This window comes from Ochrobactrum sp. Marseille-Q0166, from assembly GCF_014397025.1.
Lineage (GTDB): Bacteria > Pseudomonadota > Alphaproteobacteria > Rhizobiales > Rhizobiaceae > Brucella.
The window spans coordinates 681,877-705,584 of the sequence record NZ_JACJUO010000002.1; the positions used below are offsets into that span (position 1 = coordinate 681,877).

Here is a 23,708-nt window from a genome sequence, read left to right on the forward strand (position 1 = left end):
GGCCGCCGTGAGAAACCATCAAGATCCGATAGAGCGCATCTCGATCTGATTGGATCAGATCGGCGCTCTAAATTCTTGTTTTGACGCGCATCTTTTTCCGAAAACCGTTTCACACTTTTCGGGATGCGCTCTAATTGCCTGGTCACGCTTCAGCGTCTCCGATGCGTTCGGCAATCGATACAGTAAAGATTCCCCATTGATCGGTGCGCTGTCCGATTTTGCGATATCCAGCCTTTTCGACAAGCTGATCCATTTCGCCCTGTGTACGGCGGCGCATCACCCATGCCTGTCCGCCGCGATGTGACGTGAGCGCACGCGCGATCATTTCAAGCTGCGGATGCCATGGCTGGTTGGTGTAAATGAGCAGTGAGCCCGGCTTCTGCACACGAGCGAGACCCGAAAGCGACCGGTTAATGAGCGCATTGTCCGGGAAAAGCTCATAAAGTCCGGACACAATCGCAAGGTCTGGCTGTGGTGTGATCGTTGCCAGGCTTTCTTCGTCGAACGCATCGCCTTCTTCCATATGGGCGATTGCTTCAAGACCGCGATCTTTGATGAGCTTGCGGCCAGCCAGCACATTGATCGGCGAGTAATCCCGAAGATGAATGCTGTCCGGCAATTCGCCAGCACGCACCACCGCATCAATCACATAGCGGCCATGCCCACAGGCAATGTCGAGGATATTGGTCGATCGACCTTCGTTCTCAAGTCGCCTGATGGCATGTCTGATCAGTTCCTCAAGATGCACTTTGCGCTGGCGAATGCCACGCCAGCCGATGGCTTCCAGAAACTGCCTGTCGATGAGTTTGCCGCCCGGCCCCAAGCCTCGTGCTTCATTCTCATAGACATAATCAAGCGTGGAGCCGGAATCAAAACCGGTACGACGACCAACTTTCAGACCTTCCGACAAAAACGAGCCAAAGCCGATAGAGGCGCGCGTGGACGCCCAATAAAGACCGCGCGGTGAAAGCAGCGGTAGCGGACTTGATAGTCTGTCAGCCTCGTCGCGCGTGTGGCCAGCAATATGCGCATCTGTCAGATCTGTGCGTTGCGGTGCCTCCGCAAATCGCGCCTCGATGAAATCATGGATTAGCGCGAGTACCGGTTTGCGATCCCTTTCGCCCAGCGTGTCATGGTAAAAACCTTTGAGCACATGGCGCTCTTTGATGCGGCTGCCGAGGTTCTCAAAAAAGCGATGCTGCGGCGTTGGCCGCACCACAAAATCGCTGCCGGAAATGAGCAGCTGTGTCGGAACGGTAATCGCCCGCGCATCGTCCACCACGCGCTTTGCCGCCTCATAAAGCTGAAGCAGAATATGCGAGGCGATGGGCCGTGTAATCAGCGGATCTGTGCGATAGGATTCAATGCGCTCCCGATCATGGGTCAGAAACTGCGGTTTGACGTATGAATTGACATAGAACGTGCCTTTGAGTTTCTGCCAGAGCGCAATTCCTTCTTTGGCGAAAGGCACATAAAGCTTGATGTCGAAGGCTGGCGAGGCCATGACAAGCGCACGGATATTGGGCGCATAATCATGTACCCATGCAGCCGCAAGAACGGCGCCGACGCTCTGCGCAATCAGCGCCACGTCTTCGTTTCTTATGCCGGTTTCATTGCGGATATGGGCAACGAAACTATCGAGATCGCGGATCGAAGCGCCGAAGGACGGCGAAAAGCCGCGCACGCCCGGAGAGTTTCCGTGGCCGCGCGCATCCCAGGCATAGAATGCATAATCATCAAGGCCAAGCTCATCAACGAGATGGCTCACCCGTCCACTATGTTCATGGCCGCGATGCAGGAGAACGATAACGCCTTTCGCCTTTTCAGAGCGGGCAGGCCAGAAACGATAGAACAGCGAGGTGCCATCATGGGTGACGAAATGGGATTCTTGCGGTTCTCGATGTGACGCCGTTTCACGCCCCACCAATTCTGTGCGCTGGCTCATCATTTCTCCTCTCAACAGGTCTTTTCCCATTTTCCGGGATGAACGCAAAGTTATTAGACCCAATTACTATTGAGTAGAATAGAATGTTTGAATAAACGAGCTAGGCCCGGTCGCAAATAGCTGATTTCTACATAATCGTCCTTTCCAAAAGTTTCCCGAAAGTTTCTTATGTCTGTTTATCAACTCAAGTCCCGTTTCCAGAACTTGTTGAGACCTCTTGTCGTGCAGCTTGCAGCAAAAGGCGTGACGGCCAATCAGGTCACGATTGCGGCTGCACTGGTTTCAATTGCTCTTGGCGCTTTTCTTGGGTTGAACGGGAATGCGATCTGGTTTGCGCTGGTGCCGGTCTGGCTTTTTCTGCGCATGGCGCTCAATGCGGTTGATGGTATGCTGGCACGCGAACATGGTCAGAAATCCATGCTGGGTGCCTATCTCAACGAGATCGGCGATGTGATTTCCGACGCGGCGCTCTATGCGCCTTTTGCGATCATCGCGCCGTTTTCGGCGCTGTGGATATTCGCGATTATCTTCATCGCTACATTGACGGAGTTTGCCGGAGTTACGGCAGCCTCGCTTGGTTCAAGCCGCCGCTATGACGGCCCGATGGGCAAGAGCGACCGCGCTGTGGTTTTTGGTGTGCTTGGTGCGTGGATCGCCATTGATGGTGCTCTGCCACAATGGATGTTCTGGTTGCAGCCCGTGCTGTGCACGCTTTTGATCCTCACCGTGGTTAAGCGCATCCGCAGCGGTTTAATTCAACCGCAATAGTAAATGCCAGGTATTTGCAATATTGTGCCCCGTTTTTAGCCGGTTTGAAGCTCAATCGGTATAGTGACGACGACTTTGAGTCCCGGATCGTTGTCAAACTCTTCCATCTCTCCACCAAGCCCCAACACAATGGCTTTGAGCATTTTGCTGCCAAAGCCAATGCGCGATCGTGTCTTGCCCGTCCCATTATCAGCTACAATCAGGCGCGCCTGATTGAAATGCTGGTCGAGCGAAACACTTGTCGGTCCCGGCGCACCGTCATAAGCATATTTGTTCGCATTGGTGACAAGTTCGGAATAGACCAAGCCAATATTGATTGCGCGATCGGCATTGATGAGGACATGAGATAGCCTGCTGGTATGGCGGCTGCGCCATTCCTCGCCCATTGACTGGAAGAGTTCGCTCGAGAGCTCATCCAGATATCGCGCAAGATCTATCGAGCCGACATAGCTGTCAGAATAAAGACGCCGGTGTACGAGTGCTACCGCGGCAATACGACTACGTGCATCCGTCAGATATTGCGTAATCAACGGATCTTCGGTTTCCCGCATCTGCATCCCAAGGAAGGCTGACACAAGCTGAAGGCTGTTCTGGACACGGTGGTTGATTTCCTTCATCAGAAAATCTTTCTGTTCCAGAAGCTTGTCCTGCTGGTCCAGAGTACGTTGCAATTCCCGATTCAGTCTGTCGATCCGACGTCGCTGATGGGCTTCATGGATGACGCGGCCAATCCGATGCATTGCGTCGATCTTGTTAAAATTCCAATAGCGTGAGCGTCCATGCACTTCCTGCGACCATGCCTTAAATGATGCGCGAGGGGTAAGCGGCGTTGAGATGGACCCCGACATATCCTTATGAGGATTGCCCGCCCATTCGACAATCTGTACTTTTTCGGCTCGCGACCAGATTAGAAACACATCCTCATCCAAGTGCAATTTCAATACGGCAATGCCGCTGGCGATTGGAACGAGATGTTGTGGCAAATCTTTGTGGCGGCCCATCTCATGTGAATGGAACAGCCCGTCCTTGAAGCTGTTGTCGATGAGATTGAGGATTTTACGCAGATCGGAAATATCGGGGGACGCACCGGATCGTACAGCAAGTTCTCCATTGGAAATCACGGCAAAACCATCGGCAATCATCATCTGACGCAGATTATCGGCGGTTTCTGCAAGCCGGTCTTCGAGTGGGGCGTTAATCAGGAGGGCCTCGAGCAATCGGTCCTCGTGGGAACGTAACCGCAACCGTTCGCGGGCATTTTCTGCTTCGTCTTTAGATTTCATCTGGCGGGCAAGGCTTGCGGCCAAAGCCCGCGCGGCAGCACGCATGGCAAACGGCATGGCGATTGGTGCCATATTATGACAAGCAATAAGGCCCCAAAGTACGCCATCCTTGATGATAGATACTGATGCACTGGCGCCAACGCCCATATTCTGCAGATATTGCAGGTGTATGGGGGACACGCTTCGCAGGGCCACATCGCTTAAATCCAGCGGCTGCTGTGGTTGTTCCCCGTACCATCTCAGTGGGGCGGGCACATAGGACGAGTCTGGAATGACACGTACCCGGTTGCGGAGATATAAAGCCCTTGCCTGCTTGGGAATGTCGCTGGCAGGAAAGTGGTGGTTTAGAAAGGGAGGGTACTTGCCATTGCCATCTTCAGCCACAACAACGCCGGAAGCATCTTCGAGAAACTGATAGATCATTACCCGGTCAAAGCCGGTCAGTTTTCGGAATGCCACAACAGCTTTTTGAAATAGCGTGCTGAGGTCGGGGGCTGCTTCAAATTGGGCGGCCGCTGCCTCTAGTCGAGAGAGAGACTGCTCGGGTGTAATAAACGAATTTAATGCAGGCTCGATTTCGACAAGCAAATACTTGTTTACGATATGGCCAAGAAGGTCAAACGTTTGATCACCCACGATCAGTTTGCCCAAAATTATTTCATCGGCCTGCGGCGCTTCTTCTATCCGCGTCGATACATCAAACTGCAATAGCTCATCAAGTTTTTGGCCGGGCCATGCCTCGCCAAAACAGGCTTCCAGTTGACCTGCCCCGCCGATAATACAACGGCTCTCCAGCTCTGCTATGAGTAGCAAACCATGAGGTTGGATAGAACCGGGTATATGAATTGGTTCACGGTCGCAGGCAGTCTGATCAAGTTGGCTGTCTGGCGACATTGTTGAAAACCTTTTGATAATTGTACTCAAAGGCACCGAATGCTGCGATGGCTGCAAATGTGCAGCGCTGTTCGTCATCGTCATCAAAAGGCGTTATATCAATCAGATTAAGTACTTGCTGCCACGAACGCAAATTCTTGATTTGGCGATCGAGATGCCGGGCACCGAAATCTTTGGTAAAACCGAGTTTAGCAACTTCTTTGGCGCGGTCATGCACCCGAATGGCAGATGCTTCCAACACATAGAGCGTCCCGATGATGGTTGGAAGATCAACCGGCTCAGTTGCACGTTTGAACTTTAATGAATCGGGCGGCAGGCTCTCTGTGAGGTCGCTAATATCGTTTTCCAGATCGGTCTTCACCCTGCGCTCACTCCATTGCGGCAGCAAAGCCTCGATGTGACTTTTCTCAAGCATCGATTCCAGCAAAAGGTGGCTTGCAAACGTGGCTTGCAAATAATTTCTGTAAGAAGCTTCCGAAACAAACATGGACAGATCACTGCACAGCATATCGACCCGGCTATGATAGGGATCAGCGGCTGCTTTTAATCGCCAATACCGGCCCGACGTAACTTTTTGGAACATTAAAGAAATTTACTCCGCATAATATTGGAGTTTACGAAAGCTATAAATTCAAACGCATGTCTCCGAGCGCATTAACGCTACAGATGCCATTTTGTTCCGAGATAGATGGTTGGTGTCCGCAAATAAATAGATGTTGCGCAAGCCAGAAAAGCTTGAACTTGATGGTGTGCTTGAGAAAAGCCAAAAGCCGAAAAGCGTCTATGCGCTTGAAGGTAATGCTAAATTTAAGGCTTGGAGTTCGAATGGTGCGCATAACAGGGATTGAATCTGTGACCCCTACAATGTCAATATACATCCTGTAGCGGAAAAGCAGGAAATACGGGAAAGGGAGAGCTAAATATCAACCCTCTCCGCACCAATGTTCAGTTTGTGTTCTCCTTGGCAGGTTCACTTGTGCCAGAGGGAACTATGTATATCCCCATATCCAAAGCTTCAGCAGCTTTACGCAAATGGGTAGGCGGATAACGAGCATAGACGCGGCTGGGTATAGCAGAATTTTTGTGGCCCAGATACTGAGATACTTCTTCCATAGGAACGCCAGCTTCGATCATCCAGACGGCAGCAGTGTGCCGGAAAACGCGAGCAGATATTCCATCAAGCCCAGCCTTCTCTGCGGCTGTGGCGATTCCTTTCTTTAAGCTCTTTACCGGCTGACCGGCCCACTCAACCACATAATCAGTCATCGCGCCGGTTCTGGCTTCTTTCAGGACGGCCAGCAACGTTGCATTGATCGGCACAATTGCTCGTCCCTTTCGACGTGCCGCATCGCTTGGATCGCGCAGATAGATGAGGGCGAGAGCGGCGTAGATCATGATGCGCCATCGTTTTCGTCTTTTAAGGCCATTTCGATCAGACGGCGGATAGCCTTATAGCACGTGACCGAATGCGATTTTTAAACATCCAATCATCAATGGCCTCTATTTCAGAGGGCTTCATCATCATCTGAAAGCGGAAGCTTGCGAGTTCCTTTCCATGATCCCCTCACTCAGCAGCTTCGAGAACAGCCGTTTGCATGTTCTCAAGGGCGGTAACTGTAAGGCCGGAATAGTCGTCACGACGACCAAGGCGATAATCAATGCACTGCTTTGCATTCAAAGCTTCTTCGCTGCCAAATGAGCGAAGCATGTCGATTGTCTGAATTTCAGTATCAGCATCGATCTCGGCAAGCTCTGCCAGAATGCGGCTTACTTCCATTCCGCTGTCGCGCTGATCTGGCGTGAAACGAAACGAACCGCCTCGCTATGTGTCTCTCCGTCGCTCTCGCATGGATTAGTATGAAGCCAACGCGCTCGATAGCCTGTCTCAAACAGTGCATGAACCAGAACCAGTAGACACAGGCATAATTGATGCAGACGGCTTCCCGATCATTCGCATGATGGATCAAATCGGCTTTGTAAGGGATGAGGATCGATGACCGCCATGTTTCTCGCTCTCTCTGCGTTTATCCTCCTAGCCTCATGCGCATTACCTTATGAGCGTCACTGCTCATTCAACGATTACCTGACAAAGACGTGGTGTAAGTGATGAGCGCTGTTCCGGTATTCATTTCCGAAACATTGTATGACCGCGCCAAGTCGCTTGGTTAAGATATGAGTGGATATGCCGTTATCAAGCCTATTCCTAAAACAACAGGCAGGGTTTACAAAACGGTCTACTCACCCTTAGCCTAACGGTAGGACAGCGCACTTTGAATGCGTGTGTCTTGGTTCGATCCCAAGAGGGCGATCCAGTTTACACAAGCGCACCTGTGCTGATAGCCCAAGCGGTATAAGTCGCAGCTAAAAGCGTAAAGGTGATGATCGACGTATTCATGATCTTGTCCATGCGGCGCAAATACTCCGTATGTCACAAAACTGCAATCGTCACAAAAGTGAACACACCGTTCAGTCCCGCCTAACACGGGGTTTTTCTATTTGGCGAACAGTTTTTAATTTATGCTTTCAGCGTGTCGAATTATCCGAGCAATCTCATAAGGGTCTTCAATACCGCTATCGTATATCTTGTAAACTTGTTTCGCGATCTTCAGGGCTTCTGTCGCTGTAGGTGAAGAAACATTAAGCAGCACACAGGTTTCGACATATGCACGTTGCAGGGCTCTAAGCTGCTCTGGCTTATATGTTCCAACAAACTGGTCTGTACGAAATGGCATTCAATATGTCCTTAATACCATTTGAATCAACGCTCCTCCATTACCCATCAGGAATAAGACCTTGGCGCTGACAGCAAAGCAAGAGGGGTAGATGCCTAAGATCAAAACCCTCAAGCCTCTCATATCCACGGTGAAGCCGAGGCTGGGGTACTGAACAGGGAATGAGAGGGAACGCAGCCAGCACCGAGACAGAACGCAAGCATGGCGCAGCTGGTACAAGACCAGCAGATGGCAGAAGCTAAGATGGTCAATCCTTACTCGCGACCTGTTCACCTGTTCAATGTGCGGGAAGATAGAAGCAGATACCAGTCAGCTAGTCTGTGACCACGTGGACCAGCACCACGGCGACGAGCAAGCTTTCTGGGCAGGCCCATTGCCTGCCCTTCAAAAGCGCGTTGATGATCATCTTGCAGCTATTTCAGCCCCACAGGACGGCAAGAGCGTGACGATTGAAGACGTAACGCCACTTATCCAGTCTGAGGTTGGAAGACATGTCAGTGAGCTTCCTGCGCCGAAAGACGGTAAGGATGGTCGCGACGGTCTGGACCTGAAAGACCTCTTCCGAGGCGAGGGCGGCGTTCTTATTGCAACAATGTCTGACGGTCGCATTAAAGAGCTTGGCCAGTTTGTCGGTAAAGACGGCGAGAACGGTAAACCGTTATATTGATAATACAGAAGGCGGAAATGTTAGGCACGCCGTATACCGTGAGAACCTTGGCACGTTGCCTATCATGAGTAGCATTTTCTTTGAGGATATTAGCGGGCAGGCCTTCAGGAGTGCTACAAATTTAGCCAATGCTCTTGTTACAGGAAGCCAAGGAACGAGTGTGGTGGGAGTGGGGTCATCGTGGCCACTCAGTCTTGTTTCAGATGTGCTTGATACGAGCAGCGCTTGGACTAGAGCGCGTCCATTGAACGCGGAATCGCGTTGAGGATTCCCTTGGTCGCCGAATTCTGATTCCATCGCTCCGACTGGTGATTTGGTTGGAGGCAATATGACCCGGGCTTTCAGTGATGATCTGCGTAGCCGCGTTCTGGCTGCGTCACGGGATGGCATGTCGGCACGTTCAGCGGCAGCCCGATTTGGGATTGGGATTTCAACAGCCATCGCCTGGATTGCGAGTGCGCGAGCAGGTCTGTTGACCCCGGCGAAGCAGGGCCGACGCGGCGGCTCACGCCTGGATCCTCACGAGGACTTCATCTTCGGCATGATCGAAGAGGCGAAGGATATCACGCTCAACGAAATGGTCCGGCGATTGCATGAGGAGAGAGCCGTATTGATCGGCCGCAGTGCGCTTGACGTCTGGCTGCGAAAGCGCGGCTGGACTTTCAAAAAAAGACCGCACATGCACTGGAGCAGGACCGTCCTGACCTGCTGAAGCGTCGCCAGGACTGGTTCGACGGCCAGCTCGATCTCGATCCAGCGCACCTCGTATTCATTGATGAAACCGGCCTGAGCACGAAGATGTCCCGGCTTCGCGGACGAGCCCCTTGCGGAGATCGATGCCATTCACCGGTCCCACACGGCCATTGGAAGACAACGACATTTACCGGTGCACTCAGACTATCTGGCATGACCGCGCCCATGGTCCTCGACGGTGCGATGAACGGCGTCGCATTCCAGGCCTATGTCGAACAGGTTCTCATTCCAACCTTGGTGACCGGCGACATCGTCATCATGGACAACCTGCCGTCACATAAGGCGAAGGGCGTGCGTCTCGCAATCGAAGGTGCGGGCTGCAGCTTGCTCTACCTTCCTCCATACAGTCCAGACTTCAACCCCATCGAGAAGGCCTTCGCCAAGCTCAAGGCCGTCTTGCGCGCCAAAGCCGAGCGAACCGTCGAGGGCTTATGGAATACTGTCGGCCAGATCGTCACGCTGTTTGAACCACAAGAATGTGCCAACTACTTCAAATCCTGCGGAGATGACCCCGAGTAAAGTGGACGCGCTCTAGCGCAATCTCAGCAGCTTCGGAAACCGGAACGACTGATAATTTGGCGACTATTAACAGCAGAAACCACGAGGGCGACTTTATCATCATCCGGGCGCGCGTCGCCCACACCATTACCTTGAAACACGGAACGGGAAATATCCAACTTTCCGGTGGCGTTGATGTGGTATTATCCGGTTATCAAATTGCTACATTGTGGTTTATTGGCGGTGTCTGGCGTATCCCAGTGGAGTGGGTTTCCAAGGGCCATCTTCCACGATGGCTATGAGATGATTAATCGGCCCCGAAGCATATTCCGGCTCAGAATCCGCCAACATGGATAGCTCATATAGCCTATTGATAAGTCTGGTTCTGTCCCCATCCCCAGAAGCAAGTACTTCTTCAAACAGAACCGCAATCATGGCGGTTTGACTTGCCAACAGTGCTGCAACCTCGCCGCGCGTGAAAGTGTCTTTAGACATCCGTAACTCAATTCAATTGTTCTATGATAGACGAGTTATCATCTGATTTGATGATTGTAGTGAAAGCTAAGGCCGTTTGAAGTGGCCTCTAGCGATCTCTTACGCGTACTTCCTTGAGGTTAGTTCAGATTTCTTCTGTTCGATGATTTTCTTTATGGCTGGTCTATAAGAAGGCGCAGCTACATCAAGGACCATTTCACGAGTCTTTATGGCGCTTTCCAACTGTTTTTTCTTGTTGCTCCCCGTCCATACGCCCTGTGGATGCTGTCGATAAACGCCAAGAACTTCTTTCAAAAAGCCTATTTTGCCGTGTCTCTCTAAGTGGAAAGCTAATGCAATCTCATTAAAACGCCCATCAAAAAGGCGGTCGGGGAGGGTACGCATAACGCCAGAGCGAAACATGCAACTAGAGAAATTCCCGATAAGATTCATTGATGGATCGGCAAGGAAATCTGCGCCAGACAAGAGGCTTTTTGATTGACTCAGTTGCCTTTGCAGTTGGCGAGATTTCTTTGTTTTGGTGTTGAGTACATCAATCATGGAAAACACCATAATTGCATCGTCATTGCTTTTCAAAAAGTTCAACTGCTTCTGAAGCTTGTCCGCTGAAGACCAATAATCGTCACCTTCCAATATGGCGATTACATCACCAGAGTTCTCGCTGAAACACTTTCTAAAGGTCTCGGATAGGCCCATATTTATGTCGTTGCTGATATCTCTAACAAGATTTGGATATCGTGCAGCATAGGTCTTAACAATTGATCGCGTTTTATCTGTTGATCCGTCATCACACACTAAAATCTTATGAATGAAATCGCCCTTCTGAGCGATTGCACTTTCTATTGCCGCAGCGATGAACTTCTCATGGTTATAGGTGGGGATGATAGTCTGAACGATAAAAGGCAAGTTATGCTTTTTGCGTAAATAGCTCAGCGCTTTATCGAACGATTCTCTTACGCTAATTCTGGAGTTGTCATTCTTCTCGTCGCTATAAGCCATCAATGGATGGCGAACGCGTATGGGCACCGAATCCTCAGTGTACCTAATTATAAGATCCCAATCTACGAGCCGCTTCATATTGGTATCGAAGCCACCAAGTCGTTTAAACCTGTCACGGGAATGTATAAACGTTCCGAGATCAATGTAGTTTCCAGCCAACAAATCTGAACGGCTAAATGGGTGATCGCCAATTATTCGCCCATCTGATTTGCGTTGAAAGGTTGAGTAGAACACATAAGTTTTTGGGTTCTCAATTATTCGGCTTGCAAAAGTAGCCAAAAAATATGGCTTTATTTCATTGTCAGAGTCGACGTATGCGATCCACTTGTTAATGGCAGCATTTAAACCGGCGTTTCTGGCGAAAGAAACGCCATTTTGTCTTTCACTTCGAATTAATCTAAATCGGCCTTCTTGAAACTCCTTTTGATACCTTTTAAGAATTTCAAAATGTGTTCCGTCATCGGATCCATCATCAATCATTATAAGTTCGAAGCCTTTGTGAGTTTGGTTTCTCACTGACTCGATTGAATCAAAGATTGTTTCTCGACGATTGTAGAACGGCATAATAATCGAGAACTGAACGCCAGCCGCCTGAACATATCGGGCAGGATTAGCATGCTCCAAAATATAGGAATAGAGTTCAGGCTCTCCTGCGGCCAATTGAACAAGCACATGTGCGATACTATCAAAATTTGTATCGGCCTTCGTAAATGCTTTAACCTTAATCAAAGGGCATCCACGCTTTATAAGTAGATCGGGGAAAATGGTAAGATTTGGATTTGCTTTTTTTGCTTCCGAAACTCCTTCCATTTCATCAGTAATATAGCACTCTGACCTAAATCCAAATTGCTCAAAAATCGAAGTCATTTTAACTTCATAGTTCAGCACCACGTGGCTGACATGAGGTTCCGCTTTTACAGATTGGAAGAATTGATTAAAAATTTCTGATTTGAAAACTTTCTTTTTAAAGACGAGGAAATAGCTTTGAAGATGATAACCGAACGCGACGTTGGATGTGAGACCCCAGAAGTCACACGAACGATGAGCCATGGCATCGAACAGATCTCCGAATCCGCCCACAGGACCGTAGCAGCTGTCATTGCAAAGGATTAATTCGTAAGCACCTTTCAACACACCGCATTCTCGTGCACGTTCAATGCCACGTTTGTAAGAGCCAAAGTCGTATTCGCCGTGTCGATCACAAATAAAATCATCGACAATCCAGTGAAGCTTCTTTAGTTCGTCATCAGAAAAATAGTTATCTGATACGAATATTATCCAGTCGCAGTGCTTTCTTAGTTCTCTAAGATAGTGAATTACATAAGGATGTATCGCGCCATCCTTGCTGTATGAGGCAAAAACAGCGACTCTTCCAGTCTTACTTCGATGAGGTAAATTATTTATCTCAGAAAAATGATTTATTTCTTCCAAGTCAGGTTCTATTTCCGGCATCATTACAATGCTTTGATCGGAGGTTGAAAGTAAGAGTTTTGATGTATTGGAAGCAATCACGGATGACTGAAGATTTAAAGCTCTCCTCTCCTTCTTTCCCCAAATGAGAAAGTGAAGTAACGGATTGACCGGGCTATTTGCAACATCAGGATTAGCTTTGAGGTATTTTGTACTGGAAAAGAAGGGTCCGGGGTCGCGTCCTTCATATCCGCCACTTCTGTAGTAGTGGCGCGCAGGTTCTAGCTTAGCAGCTTTTACATCTGGATACTCATTTAGGTACCATTCAGCGTCATAAAAATCGCTCTTCCTAATAAGAGAAATGGCACGCCTATCGCGGTAAAGAGTTTTAAAATCGCGAAGCCTAAGAAGTTTATTTTGGATTTTCCTAAGCATGTTAAGCACCCAGCCCCGAAAGATATAATGATATGGCAAATTTAAGGCCGTAATAACATGGGCAATAAATTAGTCAATCAATCATAAGTGAAAGACAATCGGACTGATTCAAATGTGTTCGGCACTGTGGCTCAAAAGCAAAACGCTCTGGCAGCGTGGCGCATACTGGTGCGGCAGATAATCAATATGCTGCTGATCCAGATGGCTCTTCAACGCGACAATTCTTATCCTAAAGATGATATTCACAGAGGGGAAACTGTGTTTGAAACAAATATTCCTGGTTTTGAATTGTCTTGGGATAACATTGTGGTGGAGCGCGCGCCCAAGATTGAGAAAACGCGGCAGCTCACATTCAATGTCCCGGCTGCAAAAGCCATTCGCCTAGATCCAACTAATCAGCCGGGAATTGTAAGGCTATCAAATCTTACGATCACGAGTAACGGGGATTCTAAGAGCTTATCTTTTAAGGATGCCAAACTGAATTCTCATATTGTCCCATGTCCGTGAAAGTGAGGGTGGGGTATTCGAGAGCGTTGGAAATGATCCAAACTTGTCGATTGATTTAAAAAACGGACTCGCCGGTCAGGGTCCAGTTGGAAGCATTTGTAGAGGCAGGCGATTATTTTGATGTTCATTGGGATGATGGCAAGGGGTTCTCGGCTGAAAAGAGGGCCCGTATTAGTTTCTAATGCGGGTCTTTCACATAAGCCCTTTAACAAAAGCGAATATCTGATCGTGAAAATGCGCATAGGTACGAGCCAGCACATAGGCCGTTCCTAATATGAAGGATATTACAAATCCTGCGGGGGAAATTAAACGCAGCCAATATTTAGTCTTATCCGCCAACGAGTGATCGTGAAGCGTTATTCCTCGTTGTCTACGGCTGATATTAAATAGCAGAGATATCCAAAATCCGAATAACAATATAATTGGCACTCGCCATAATGCAGCAACGGCAATATGCGAAAGTATATGGGGAGATAGCATCATATTTTCTTTCGTATAAAGATCTGAGTCCGCTTAATTACATAACGCTGCTTAACTGAGTCCATACCTTTAACACCGTGGCGAATATTAGACCAAGTTCAAGCTTATGCCAGCCACGCTAGCGCTTTCCCATCCCGGAAAGCTATCATTTTTGGTTGTTCTCCTGCCAGATCATATAGCCGATTAAGGCGATTAGTGCGCCAGTCATTACAGTGATGAACCAACCCATAGCAATTCCTCCCGCGCCATTACCTCGCATGGCGGGTAAAAGTTCAAAATGCTCGATAAAATTGAAAAAACCGGTAGCCGCATCGCTTGTTGTCTTGATGACCAACTTGGCTGGAAGCCCTGTGGATGCATCATTCTACCTAGACGTTAACAGTCTGCTTTGAATGTAGAGCATCATTGCGGCCAGAATTTCGGACAACTTTTCTGGCCGCAGACCTGATTGGCTTCTCGAAGAACGTGTATATCAAGTATGAGGTAGCGAGGCCGATAGCCACATACAAACTGAAAACAGTCCACATGGAAAGCCCAGCAATCCACTCAGGGTAGGTTCGAAACAGTTTAATTATCGTTACGTGTATGAGGTATAGAGAAAAGCTTATTTCTCCGAGCAGCACAAAAATTTTTGCCGAAAGGAAACGGGAGATGTGACCTCTCTCCAGTGCAAAAACGAGTATTACGATACCAAAAATTGGTGCTGGGGCAGCAAGTTCGAGAACATTATAAACCATCGTGTTACGAACGATGTCGAACATCGACATACTTAAAATGCTGCTCAGATACTTTAAATATAGCGCCGCTATAGCGATGGATAATGCTTCCAAAGCCGTAAACCCAATAGACTGTGCTGCACGATCTGGCGTTTTAACTTTGTTGAATAGCCTGCAAAGAAGCATTCCGAGTGCAAATTCCGGGAGCCTAAAAACCGGAAACGCTTGCGCTGCCGTGTAGCAGGAAAGCCCCGTGTATGTGGTGTCAGCGTTCGCTAGATTGGCATCGCCAACGCAGCCAACGGTTACAGCGCCGACAAAGAACACGGATATGACAAGAGCTACAACCGCCCATCCCCAGACGGTTCGGACCCAAAGCAAAACGGGAAATAGCAGATAGAAGAATAACTCTGTCGATATACTCCAGGCAGGGCCGTTCAAATTGAATGTTGATATCTGGATTGGAACCCATGATTGCAACATCGTGACGTGGAAAAGCAGGAATTCTGGATTGCGGGAGATAACGACCCGGTCATAAGGGATCAACAATAGCGGCAACGCCAAACAAAGAATATGCAAGGGCCACAATCTGGCGAACCGGAGCCAAACAAATCTCCGTACTTGTTGTGAGCTTTCTAGGCTCGGATACGAATACTGTAAAACAAACCCGCTAAGAACAAAGAAAAATGAAACTCCAGAACCAAGCGGGTAAGTTCCGTACCAGTGCCATACGAAATAGGCAGAGAAGTGATGTACAACTATCATAAACGCCGCGACAAAACGTAATGAAGTAAGGGCGCTCAGTTCTTTTCGTGCGATTGCAGCCATATTCCACACCTGACACAAAATGCCAGCCATAGTGCAGCACTGCACGATAATCAAGGATTAGCTTGCCGCCCTTGAAGCGGTCTTCATGCGCGCCTATCCCCGTCACGCTGGCGCAGGGTAATGTGGTGGGGTGGGGTGGGGTGGAATAGAAAGCCCCGGCGAGTTGCCGGGGGCCGGGATTTATACCTTGTGTCAAAATTTGCGACGATTGTTCATGTAAAACCGGATCTCTTTCCAACCGATCAAAGCTACAACATATGAAATTGCAGCAAGAATAATCGCTTCAATTGTCAGAAACCAAATCATGATGCGCTTTCAAGCCTGAACTAGGCCGCCTCCTGATTTTTTTCCCTTCATCCAAGGAAGTGCAACTTCCGGTTCCTCCAGAATTCCGTTCTTCTTGGCGAAACCTCGAATGGCGCTCTCTGCTGCTTTTACTGGTTTAATCCCATCGTGGCTATCGCTGCACGCTTTCCATGCGGTTTCGTAAATGAGGCCACGGTCATATTCGGGCCAATCATAAAGAAAGTCTAATGCATCTCCGATGCTGGCAATCTCTCGAACAAGGTATGGGCTGTCCTTCACAAAAACAGGACTGTCAAACAAACGGTCGCTCATCGAAACCTCCATTTGATCGAACGTTAAATGTTAAAATGACGGCTTCGATTTAGTCAAAATTGTATCTGTTTCAAGACGCCGTCAAACACAAATTTTAGGAAAAAAGCTAATGAATATGTACCTTGGCGATACCCGCCTCTTGATTGAGGCTGGTCGAGAACGCGGACTATTGCGCAATCAAATGGCATATGTGCTTGCCACCTCTTACCACGAGACAGCGCATACGATGAAGCCGATCAATGAGATGGGCGGGGAGAAGTATCTGCGCTCCAAGAAATACTGGCCGTATATCGGTCGTGGTTACGTCCAGATCACATGGAGCGAGAACTATGTGAAGGCAGGTAAGGTTCTCGGAGTAGACTTTGTGTCGAAGCCTGAACTTCTGCTTAAACCGGAATATGCCGCGCCGATCATCATTGCGGGAATGGTTGAAGGATGGTTTGCAGGAGACGATAAAGCGTGACCGTACGGGAAACGATCTACACACTATCCACGCTGGCCAGAACATTGAGCTTTCAGTCGATAGGCACCACTATCCTTTAGCCGCTAAAGCAAAACAAAAGGACTTGATCTGGACAGATGACATGCGTGGCTTTCAGATCGTTGCCATAAAGCCGGACGGGCTTAAGGTGCAGATCAAGCGTGAGGAAGAAGATCGGCGCACGTTGGACGCTGCAGGAATTAACGGCACCGTTGCTTCGCTTGCCGCTGGCGTATTTGACCTCCCTACCGTTTTCTCATTGGGCGGTGGCATCGCGGGTACAGGAAGAACCGCTCTCGGTACGGCTATTCGTACCGGTGCTGGGGCAGGAATTGACGCAGTCGTGTCTGAAACTGGCTTACAACTTACACAGCAGACCAGAACAGGCGAAGAAACAGCATTTAATATAGGTGGGTCAATCCTGCTTGGTGGTGCACTAGGCACGCTGGCGGACCATTATCTGTCGAGCGTCGAAGCTTCCGCACTCACACGAAAAATCGAGGAACAGGGCAGGGGATTCGATGAGGCTGACGCGGCAGTGTTTGGCACATCTGGGGGCGAACAGTCAGCGGGCGCGGCAGCGGTAACCACGTCTCAGACTGTCAGCAAAATTCAGGACACGCTCGCGCAACTTGGCGGCGACATGCGTGTAGTGAAAGAGATATTGCAGAGGATCGAAGCGGGGCAGAAAAAGGGGCATTAGGTTCAAGCGAAGTTCAGTGAACCTAAAGAGAGCTATTTATTTAGCTCTTTGATTCTATCTAACCTATTGATCTATCAGGGGTTCGAATGGTGGGCGTAACAGGGCCACAATCTCATTTTTTTGCCGTTGATTTTGTTGCCTTTTTCGATTTAATTCCCTCACCTGTAGTTGAGGTGAGGGGCTGCATGTTCCCAATTTGATCCGCAACGATACGGCTTGCTTCGATCCCCAACCGCTTCCTGTCGACCCCTTTTGTGTAGATTTCTGCGGTAGCAATATTCGTCCACCCGTACTGTGCCAGCAGTTGGTGGGTAGCTGCCCCGCCTTCCGCTGCCAGTGTCGCACTGAGCTTTCTCAGGCCGTGTGCCGACTTTGTAACACCCGCTTCTGTGCATGCGTCCCTAAACCAATTCCCAAAACTTTCTTTCGTAAACGGCTTGCCTTGTGTGCTTTCGATGAGGTGAAGGCCTTTTCGTGAGGTGCCGTCAATAAGCGCCAACAATTCATCAGATAACTCGACAGATATACGTGCCCCTGTCTTGGCTGTGTCCATAGTTAGGATACGTCCGGTGATATGTTGTATGCCCACACGAACAACGTCAGATCGGCGTATCCCAGCCAGCAACATCAATTCCATTGCTAATCTCTGCGGGCTTCCGATTGTGTGCTTCCCGCGATAGGCAATAACATCTTCGACAGTCCACGCCGGAAAGCCGGACGTTTTGTATTCTGGCAGATCAATATCAAGAGTGGGGTCAACCAGCACAAGGCGCATTTTCTTAGCCCAGCCGAACATTCCACGCATGACCTTTAAGAAATTAGCGGCCATAGCTGGCGTTTCATGTCGCCTGTCGACGGCTTCCTGCATAACGTCCTGTGTAAACGAAGTGAGAGCCTTGTTTGCATTTACGGCTAAGACTTTTTCCATAATCAGGCGCTGTTGTTTCCGGGTGGCATCAGAATACCCAGCCCACTTTGCGCTCTCGTTTGTGTATTTCTCCCAAAGCCATTGCAACGTTCCGCTGTGAACGGTTTTAACTTCGATGGGCTGGCCTGTCAGTGCAGCGTGATACGCAGCTTTGAATGACGGGTCATTCGGGCTTGGCAGTCGTATGCGCTTGCCTTTTCCCATACGGAAATAAAAGACCCACTTTTTATGGCGGGTCAGTTGTTTGTGCACATAAAGGGGCAATTTGCGCGGCATTCCGCCTTTGTCACAGGACTGGGCGTTCATAGTCAATGCCGCCTACTTCTTTTTTCTTCTCGTCAGGATTAACGGTAATAACCGTATCACCGCGCTTGACGATGATCTGACAGCCTTTCTTGTTCGCAACATCTGCGTAGCGCATCAGGTCGCCTTTTCTAATTGTCGCGGCTGCTGTCATCACTCCCCCTTTCGCGTGCGGCGCGGCGATGCTTCGGCACATATCTGTCACCGTGGATTGCCGCCAGAACCACCTCATTAGCGAAATCAACCGCTGCCTCTGGCTGTTGCTGCATGAAAGGCCCAAAGAAGTTTGGGTTCGCACATATGCCAGATAGAGCCGCGTTGAATATGGCGCGGTAGCCTTCATGGTTGCTATCCCATTTTGTTGAAAACTCGGCTTCCATCTACTCACCGCCTTTCAGGGCAACCGGCCCAACCGTGATGATTTCCTTATTCCTCCATCGAAGGAAGGGAACAAAGTCAGCGCCTTCGTACCTGCGGTCCGAGCTTGACCGGGCTTCGATGATCCTGAATTGCTCACCGGTCTTCAATTGCCGCGAAGCTTCGAGGATTGCTTCCTCGCGGGTTTTTACCCCGCCGACCAAGTCATAAACGTCTTGGTCAAGCTCACCGGCCCACCATTCCCACGGGCTCATTCGCCACCGCCTTTCAGGGCTTGGCGGCCTGACACGTTGATGGCAAACACCTCAACGGGATCGGGGCCGAAATGCGGATGTGTTATTGTCTTGCGAATGAAGCCAAGCCACGGCAGTTCAATTCGCCGTTGAGCGTCTTCACTCTTCGGATAACCCTTCGTCAGGATGATGCCACTAAAACTACGGGGGCCAGTTGTTCGATAGCCGGTTACGAAAAGCCTTCGTGTCCAGTAAGCGTTCGCAAGCCTATATTCCTCGGTCTTGGTTCCGTCTCGGATTGCGTCGAAATATTCAGCTTTCAAGGCGAGTTGCAGCTTCATTCTGCCTTCTCCCCTAGTGGGCTGGCGTTCACTTCTGGTACGGTTCGCCATTCATATTTTCGATCTAAAGCGTGTCCGTTTATGCCGAAGTACGTTATTTCTATTGCCTGTTCCAAAGTGCCGCAGTTCCACCGCAGCTTAGCTGTCGGAACTTCCTGAGATGCGCAATATGATGCTGGCAGTTCCTTACTCGTCATGGCTGGCCTCCCGATCCAGTTGCAGCGCTCTTGAAGCCTGCAAAAGTTTCAGTTTCGAGTGATCTTCTTCATTGAGCACCGGGACAGCGACGAAAAGAATTTGGCCCTTTGCCAAATCTTGTGCGAACCCCATTTCCTCACGGATTTGCGCGACTTTACTGACCATGGCTGACCTCCTGAAGAATGGCTTCCCGGTCTATAACAATTGTATTGCGACAGTTGGCTATCGCCGCCTTGACAATTTCCTCAATCTGGTAGCGGGCAAAATCGTTGATTACTTCAGTAGCCTCGGTGGCTCCTACGCAACTGCCCGCAAAGAGTGGCCGGAAGTAAAGGGAGAAGCCGTCCTTATCCGATCCGCGCAGCGTCGATCCGTACTGTTCCAGCCATTCCAGTGCTTTGGTGTATCGTGCAATGCGATTGGCGGCTTCTGTGATCCGTGAGGTGTTCATAGCGTGCTGGCCTCCTTTGCGCGTAAGATGGCGATGCAGATTGCCAGCGGGAACGTTGGTGCTTGGCCTTGGACACGAGTTCCGTTGATAAGTTCGACGTTCCAGCCGAAAGCCTCGTAGCCGCTCGGTAAAGAATGAAAGTCCTGCCCTACGTTGTCGAATACCCACCCCGGTAACACCCTCTCAGCCAGCGCAATAGCCGCGTCTACAGAGGCGGTAAGATCGGGAACGCGAATGCTGTTCATAAGAACGTAAGCATTGTCTCGCTCGATCAGCAGGGTTTCGCCCTTTATCTGCTTTCGAGTGGCAGCGAACCAAGCCTTGTCTTTGCCCGGAAAGCGCATGCCAAGGTTCCATGACGGCTGATCGGCAAGATCGATATAGCCAATCGGGCCGCCATCTTCCTTGTGCTTCCCGACCGGAGTTGCGAAAAGATCAAATACAATCTCCGCATCCACTTCCCTATCAGGCCCTTCCAGCTTGGATAGTCTGTCAATGAGGGTCATGGCTAGTAACTCGCAATCAGGTGGTAATCACCAAGCACAAAAGTAACAGTTCCGTGGAAGTCGTCGCCGGTAAAGCCACCGCCGCTCTGGTCAACCCATTCATGTTTGATGCCGTTAACTGGCGGGCCTTCGTACTCTTGACGATTGCCTCTTGGTGGTCGCCCTTCATGTCGGATCAACATCACACTCCACACTCCATCAACAGAGCGTGACAGCGTATCAATTGCCTGCATTGTCTTGGATGAAAACGAGGTCATGAGCGATCCTCCAAGGTGGCTTTTGTCTCCGCTAGAAAGAAGGCTGCGACTTCACCAGAAGCTTGTTTCGGGCCATTGCTCATTAGAGACTTGTGGATTTGGTCAAAGCCAAAAACAGCGCGGTTCAGTGCACCCGAATATAAATCAAGTTTATCTTCTGCCGCCGCGAGTTGGGTTTCGAGGGATTCGGCGCGAACGCACAAATCCTGAATGTCTTTTGGATAATTCCAGACACCATTCAGGCGTATTGTTTCCTCCAACTCCCTAACCCGCGCAGCCAGCGCCGCGTTGTCGGCTTCGAGTTCTGCCATACATTCCTCAAGTTCAACAGGAAGATCAACGCCTTCTGATGTGTCGTCGTATCCGTCATAACCAGAACGCTCTCGAATGACTTTAAGAACTGCGTTGGCCCATTCCGGCCATGGTCCGGTTTTCAGTTCATAGTTTTCGTCTTCAAGTTCAGCAATCCGCTCATCCTTCGCCGCAATGATGGCAACGGCCTGCGAGCGGGTGACGAGTTCATGGGCTTTAGCAGGCCAAACGGCTCTATTAGCCTTGGAGTAGAAATACCCGAGGTATGTTGCCCCCACCGTCTCCAACCCCTCGACCGGCGCGGCGGGTCGGGGGTTGCGTAGTGCCTGTATCGCCAGTTGAAGAATTGCTTTGTTGCCGATTGAAGCGCCTGCCCAATCACACTTTTCAAGCGCGTCTGCTATTCCTTCATTTGAAATGTCGTGCTTAACGATAAGATCAGACATCGCTGCCTCCTGTCTGGCGGGCGGCTTCGTCAGGTGTCCAGCCAATCCATTTTGCATTGTGGTGTTTTTCGCCGGCCAAAATGCGTAAGCAGAGTATGCAGGTGACGACTTCGCCGGCGTCTGCGACATTAGCGTCATTGCTAGAATTATCGACGCGATTGCAAAGCGTGGTACTTGCTACGTCAGTGCTGAAAACTGGCTTGAAAATGTGATGATGGGTTACGCTGCTCATTCCGACGCCCCCGGTGCTTGAGGGAGGCGCACAGGAACAGACGCATTTACGTTATGCCGGTAAAGCATGTCATAAACGCCGTTCTCGTCCTTGCTTGTGTATTCGTAACGCCAAGCCTCGCCGCCGCTATGATCGACAAGGCCACCGTTGCGGGCTTCCAGAAGCTTCGATAGTTCCCAATCCTTGTGATAGAACTTCCCGCGTTCCGGCCCACCCTCTACAGGCCGTTCTACGCCCATGTCAGGAGATACAGGATGAGAGAGGGCGCTGACCTGCGTTTGCAGCCAAGACATGACGTTTCCGAGCTTGCACAGATCGTTATAGATTTCACTTTTGCAATCGGCATCTTCTGCCCCTTCAAGCTCATTCGCAACGAATGCTGAGCCGCTCCAAGAGAAAATCTTTCGTTCGGCTTCCTTCAGTTCGCTGAGCAATTCCTCCAACGCATGCGCACGCGGGGATGGGGTCGAAAGCGCCTCAATTTCTAAAGACATTTTATCCAGACGATCCCAAACGTCATTATTTAGATTGCCTATCTCAGGATCGTGACCGTTGATGATATTCTCAAGGTCAGTGAGCGTCCGGTTTAAGATCAGGTTTCGCGCAGTGTTCTCGAACCGTGATTTGTCCGCGATTGGTTCCACGTTATCGAGTTCGGAAACATCTAATGATGATAGAACGCGAGCTTCGTAATCGGATTGTGCGGACGACTTGGCTTCTTCTAAAGTCGGGAAAATTTTGCCACTGCTGAACGATCCATCCAATTTTGCATGAACAAACTTGTTCTCATTCCATATTGCTTCAATGCAATAGAAGCCTCCGAATTTGGTTCTAGCCATGTGATATGGCGGCTCACTGCGCCAAGTCAGCGCCTTCACCTTCACCCCTTGCATGAAAGGCAGGGCGGCTGTGAGGGCGGCGATCATGTAGTCGTCGGTTATTCCGAAGCCACCTTCAGTCGCTTCTTGTGCTGCACGTACTGCTGCGTCTGGGATGGTCATGGGCGCAAATCCTCGATCTTCGAAAGTGCTTGCTTTCGAGCGTGTTTCAGCTTCGCAAAAGTGATCATTGAAGGGCGAACTTCCGGCGCGGCGGCTTCATAATCAAAGCCTCGATGCCCGTTAAGATAAGGCAGGGTAGCGCGGGGCATCGGCTCCCAATTTGCTGGATCTGTGTTTGCTTTGTTTCCGTCCAGGCATTTGAGAATGAAGCCATCTTGAAGCGGGCCGTTTTCCTGTTCCCAAAGATAGCGATGTTTTAGAACGTAATCACGCTCATAGCCGGTGTGTGGGTTCGTCTGATTGATGCTTACTTCGGTGTAACCTTCTTTTGTCTGCCTTTCATGGCCGAGGTAACGCGTGTTATGTGGAAGCTGGCCCTTCTTGAATTGCGTCTTTCTGGCGTTCGGATGATTGCCACCTTTCCCCGGCGCGCATGGCTTGCCTTTATTGTGCGGGGCGTTCCCTTTCGCGAAGCATCCGGTGCGTCCTGTCTTCCAGCCTTTGCGCTTACGCAGGCTGTGGAGGTTAATTTCTGAAACTTGCCGATCAAAAGCGGCGTTGAACATTCGGCAATAGTCACCGATCACCAACGAACGGTTCTTCTCAAGCCATGCAAGTTCCGCGGCAGAGTATGGGATAGAGCGGCCTTTCATTCTGCCACCCCGTCAATCTGCTTTGCTTTGTCAAAAATCATAGGAAGCGCCGGCTTAAATTTTTCGCCGCGAATAGCGATTGTGTTCACGGCCTTGAGTGCAAGGTCTGCGTTCTGAATGATTTGCTCGCTGATCGAGACGATGGCTTCTGAGCGCTTGGCTTCGGTCGCAATCTGTTCAGGTGTCAGTTCTTCATCTGTGAGCCGCTCCAACTGAGCGAATAAATGATTGTTCAAGTCTATGAGGCGGTTCTTCAT

Annotated in this window: 31 protein-coding genes and 1 tRNA gene; 7 read left to right on the top strand and 25 right to left on the bottom strand. The window is 49.9% G+C overall.

The annotated features are described in order from the left end of the window. Positions 1–142: 142 nt before the first annotated feature. Positions 143–1,945, bottom strand: coding sequence for a bifunctional alpha/beta hydrolase/class I SAM-dependent methyltransferase (locus H5024_RS14240; RefSeq protein ID WP_187548631.1), 1,803 nt, complete (start codon positions 1,943–1,945; stop codon positions 143–145). Positions 1,946–2,113: 168 nt separating this feature from the next. Here H5024_RS14240 and H5024_RS14245 point away from each other — a divergent pair, with 168 nt between their 5' ends. Further along, entirely contained in the window at positions 2,114–2,713 is a 600-nt protein-coding gene (locus H5024_RS14245) for a CDP-alcohol phosphatidyltransferase family protein (RefSeq protein WP_187547830.1), read from the top strand. Between the two features lie 35 nt (positions 2,714–2,748). On the opposite strand, the gene H5024_RS14250 is transcribed toward H5024_RS14245, so the two are convergent. The 4 genes from H5024_RS14250 to H5024_RS14265 all read right to left on the bottom strand — a co-directional run bounded on the left by H5024_RS14250 (position 2,749) and on the right by H5024_RS14265 (position 6,667). Then, the gene (locus H5024_RS14250; RefSeq protein WP_187547831.1) at positions 2,749–4,890 is read right to left on the bottom strand and encodes a histidine kinase dimerization/phosphoacceptor domain -containing protein; all 2,142 of its coding nucleotides are present in this window, start codon (positions 4,888–4,890) and stop codon (positions 2,749–2,751) included. Continuing rightward, positions 4,868–5,473: a biliverdin-producing heme oxygenase gene (locus tag H5024_RS14255; protein WP_187547832.1), complete on the bottom strand. Its 606-nt coding sequence runs from the start codon at positions 5,471–5,473 to the stop codon at positions 4,868–4,870. Before H5024_RS14255 ends, H5024_RS14250 begins: the two co-directional genes overlap by 23 nt. A 362-nt stretch (positions 5,474–5,835) precedes the next feature. Next, positions 5,836–6,285 carry a tyrosine-type recombinase/integrase gene (locus H5024_RS14260; protein ID WP_187547833.1) on the bottom strand — a complete coding sequence of 150 codons (450 nt, stop codon included), beginning with the start codon at positions 6,283–6,285 and terminating at the stop codon, positions 5,836–5,838. 169 nt (positions 6,286–6,454) lie between these two features. Then, positions 6,455–6,667: a hypothetical protein gene (locus tag H5024_RS14265; protein WP_187547834.1), complete on the bottom strand. Its 213-nt coding sequence runs from the start codon at positions 6,665–6,667 to the stop codon at positions 6,455–6,457. Positions 6,668–7,128: 461 nt separating this feature from the next. Between H5024_RS14265 and H5024_RS14270 the strand changes: the two genes are divergently transcribed. Then, positions 7,129–7,202, top strand: a tRNA-Gln gene (locus tag H5024_RS14270). Positions 7,203–7,400: 198 nt separating this feature from the next. Here the strand turns inward: H5024_RS14270 and H5024_RS14275 are convergent. Then, positions 7,401–7,622 carry a hypothetical protein gene (locus H5024_RS14275; protein WP_187547835.1) on the bottom strand — a complete coding sequence of 74 codons (222 nt, stop codon included), beginning with the start codon at positions 7,620–7,622 and terminating at the stop codon, positions 7,401–7,403. 328 nt (positions 7,623–7,950) lie between these two features. Here H5024_RS14275 and H5024_RS14280 point away from each other — a divergent pair, with 328 nt between their 5' ends. Beyond that, on the top strand, positions 7,951–8,289 hold the full coding sequence (locus H5024_RS14280) for a hypothetical protein (RefSeq protein WP_187547836.1): 339 nt from the start codon (positions 7,951–7,953) through the stop codon (positions 8,287–8,289). Positions 8,290–8,617: 328 nt separating this feature from the next. Further along, positions 8,618–9,561, top strand: a protein-coding gene (locus H5024_RS14285) for an IS630 family transposase (protein ID WP_187547837.1) whose coding sequence is annotated in 2 segments (ribosomal slippage) — positions 8,618–8,942 and positions 8,942–9,561 — 945 coding nt in all. Because the reading frame shifts where the segments join, the coding sequence is not laid out codon by codon here. 213 nt (positions 9,562–9,774) lie between these two features. Here H5024_RS14285 and H5024_RS14290 read toward each other — a convergent pair. Together H5024_RS14290 and H5024_RS14295 are read right to left on the bottom strand one after the other, a co-directional pair. Continuing rightward, complete coding sequence (locus H5024_RS14290) at positions 9,775–10,035, bottom strand: hypothetical protein (protein ID WP_187547838.1); 261 nt, start codon at positions 10,033–10,035, stop codon at positions 9,775–9,777. A 99-nt stretch (positions 10,036–10,134) separates the two neighbouring features. Next, entirely contained in the window at positions 10,135–12,879 is a 2,745-nt protein-coding gene (locus H5024_RS14295; protein WP_187547839.1) for a glycosyltransferase, read from the bottom strand. A gap of 114 nt (positions 12,880–12,993) precedes the next feature. On the opposite strand from H5024_RS14295, the gene H5024_RS14300 reads away from it, so the two are divergent. Further along, the gene (locus H5024_RS14300; RefSeq protein WP_187547840.1) at positions 12,994–13,386 is read left to right on the top strand and encodes a hypothetical protein; all 393 of its coding nucleotides are present in this window, start codon (positions 12,994–12,996) and stop codon (positions 13,384–13,386) included. Between the two features lie 625 nt (positions 13,387–14,011). Here H5024_RS14300 and H5024_RS14305 read toward each other — a convergent pair. The 3 genes from H5024_RS14305 to H5024_RS14315 form a co-directional block, all read right to left on the bottom strand. After that, positions 14,012–14,200: a hypothetical protein gene (locus H5024_RS14305; protein WP_187547841.1), complete on the bottom strand. Its 189-nt coding sequence runs from the start codon at positions 14,198–14,200 to the stop codon at positions 14,012–14,014. 34 nt (positions 14,201–14,234) lie between these two features. Next, complete coding sequence (locus H5024_RS14310; RefSeq protein WP_187547842.1) at positions 14,235–15,410, bottom strand: acyltransferase; 1,176 nt, start codon at positions 15,408–15,410, stop codon at positions 14,235–14,237. A gap of 315 nt (positions 15,411–15,725) precedes the next feature. After that, positions 15,726–16,028 carry a DUF982 domain-containing protein gene (locus tag H5024_RS14315; protein WP_187547843.1) on the bottom strand — a complete coding sequence of 101 codons (303 nt, stop codon included), beginning with the start codon at positions 16,026–16,028 and terminating at the stop codon, positions 15,726–15,728. Between the two features lie 109 nt (positions 16,029–16,137). Between H5024_RS14315 and H5024_RS14320 the strand changes: the two genes are divergently transcribed. Both H5024_RS14320 and H5024_RS14325 read left to right on the top strand, forming a co-directional pair. Beyond that, the gene (locus tag H5024_RS14320; RefSeq protein WP_247875292.1) at positions 16,138–16,491 is read left to right on the top strand and encodes a glycoside hydrolase family 19 protein; all 354 of its coding nucleotides are present in this window, start codon (positions 16,138–16,140) and stop codon (positions 16,489–16,491) included. Positions 16,492–16,612: 121 nt separating this feature from the next. Further along, complete coding sequence (locus H5024_RS14325) at positions 16,613–17,212, top strand: hypothetical protein (protein WP_187547844.1); 600 nt, start codon at positions 16,613–16,615, stop codon at positions 17,210–17,212. 112 nt (positions 17,213–17,324) lie between these two features. On the opposite strand, the gene H5024_RS14330 is transcribed toward H5024_RS14325, so the two are convergent. From H5024_RS14330 to H5024_RS14390, 14 genes are all read right to left on the bottom strand, one after another. After that, entirely contained in the window at positions 17,325–18,446 is a 1,122-nt protein-coding gene (locus H5024_RS14330; protein ID WP_187547845.1) for a tyrosine-type recombinase/integrase, read from the bottom strand. Beyond that, a complete protein-coding gene (locus H5024_RS21540) occupies positions 18,427–18,561 on the bottom strand; it encodes a hypothetical protein (protein ID WP_282186062.1) in 135 nt (44 codons plus the stop codon). The genes H5024_RS14330 and H5024_RS21540 overlap by 20 nt, the downstream gene beginning before the upstream one ends. 13 nt (positions 18,562–18,574) lie before the next feature. Continuing rightward, on the bottom strand, positions 18,575–18,823 hold the full coding sequence (locus H5024_RS14335; protein ID WP_187547846.1) for a hypothetical protein: 249 nt from the start codon (positions 18,821–18,823) through the stop codon (positions 18,575–18,577). Continuing rightward, on the bottom strand, positions 18,824–19,075 hold the full coding sequence (locus tag H5024_RS14340) for a hypothetical protein (protein ID WP_187547847.1): 252 nt from the start codon (positions 19,073–19,075) through the stop codon (positions 18,824–18,826). Then, on the bottom strand, positions 19,072–19,395 hold the full coding sequence (locus H5024_RS14345; RefSeq protein ID WP_187547848.1) for an ASCH domain-containing protein: 324 nt from the start codon (positions 19,393–19,395) through the stop codon (positions 19,072–19,074). Before H5024_RS14345 ends, H5024_RS14340 begins: the two co-directional genes overlap by 4 nt. Positions 19,396–19,581: 186 nt before the next feature. Continuing rightward, positions 19,582–19,758, bottom strand: coding sequence for a hypothetical protein (locus H5024_RS14350; protein ID WP_187547849.1), 177 nt, complete (start codon positions 19,756–19,758; stop codon positions 19,582–19,584). Further along, the gene (locus tag H5024_RS14355; protein WP_187547850.1) at positions 19,748–20,044 is read right to left on the bottom strand and encodes a hypothetical protein; all 297 of its coding nucleotides are present in this window, start codon (positions 20,042–20,044) and stop codon (positions 19,748–19,750) included. The genes H5024_RS14350 and H5024_RS14355 overlap by 11 nt, the downstream gene beginning before the upstream one ends. Then, the gene (locus tag H5024_RS14360; RefSeq protein ID WP_187547851.1) at positions 20,041–20,550 is read right to left on the bottom strand and encodes a hypothetical protein; all 510 of its coding nucleotides are present in this window, start codon (positions 20,548–20,550) and stop codon (positions 20,041–20,043) included. Before H5024_RS14360 ends, H5024_RS14355 begins: the two co-directional genes overlap by 4 nt. Before the next feature lie 2 nt (positions 20,551–20,552). Continuing rightward, positions 20,553–20,807 (bottom strand): hypothetical protein, encoded by a 255-nt coding sequence (locus H5024_RS14365; protein WP_187547852.1) that lies wholly within the window; start codon positions 20,805–20,807, stop codon positions 20,553–20,555. Further along, positions 20,804–21,565 (bottom strand): hypothetical protein, encoded by a 762-nt coding sequence (locus H5024_RS14370; protein ID WP_187547853.1) that lies wholly within the window; start codon positions 21,563–21,565, stop codon positions 20,804–20,806. The genes H5024_RS14365 and H5024_RS14370 overlap by 4 nt, the downstream gene beginning before the upstream one ends. Beyond that, the gene (locus tag H5024_RS14375) at positions 21,558–21,797 is read right to left on the bottom strand and encodes a hypothetical protein (RefSeq protein WP_187547854.1); all 240 of its coding nucleotides are present in this window, start codon (positions 21,795–21,797) and stop codon (positions 21,558–21,560) included. Before H5024_RS14375 ends, H5024_RS14370 begins: the two co-directional genes overlap by 8 nt. Next, entirely contained in the window at positions 21,794–22,798 is a 1,005-nt protein-coding gene (locus tag H5024_RS14380) for a hypothetical protein (RefSeq protein WP_187547855.1), read from the bottom strand. Before H5024_RS14380 ends, H5024_RS14375 begins: the two co-directional genes overlap by 4 nt. Next, positions 22,795–23,364 (bottom strand): HNH endonuclease, encoded by a 570-nt coding sequence (locus H5024_RS14385; protein ID WP_210309700.1) that lies wholly within the window; start codon positions 23,362–23,364, stop codon positions 22,795–22,797. The genes H5024_RS14380 and H5024_RS14385 overlap by 4 nt, the downstream gene beginning before the upstream one ends. 83 nt (positions 23,365–23,447) lie before the next feature. Further along, positions 23,448–23,708, bottom strand: coding sequence for a hypothetical protein (locus H5024_RS14390; protein ID WP_187547857.1), 261 nt, complete (start codon positions 23,706–23,708; stop codon positions 23,448–23,450).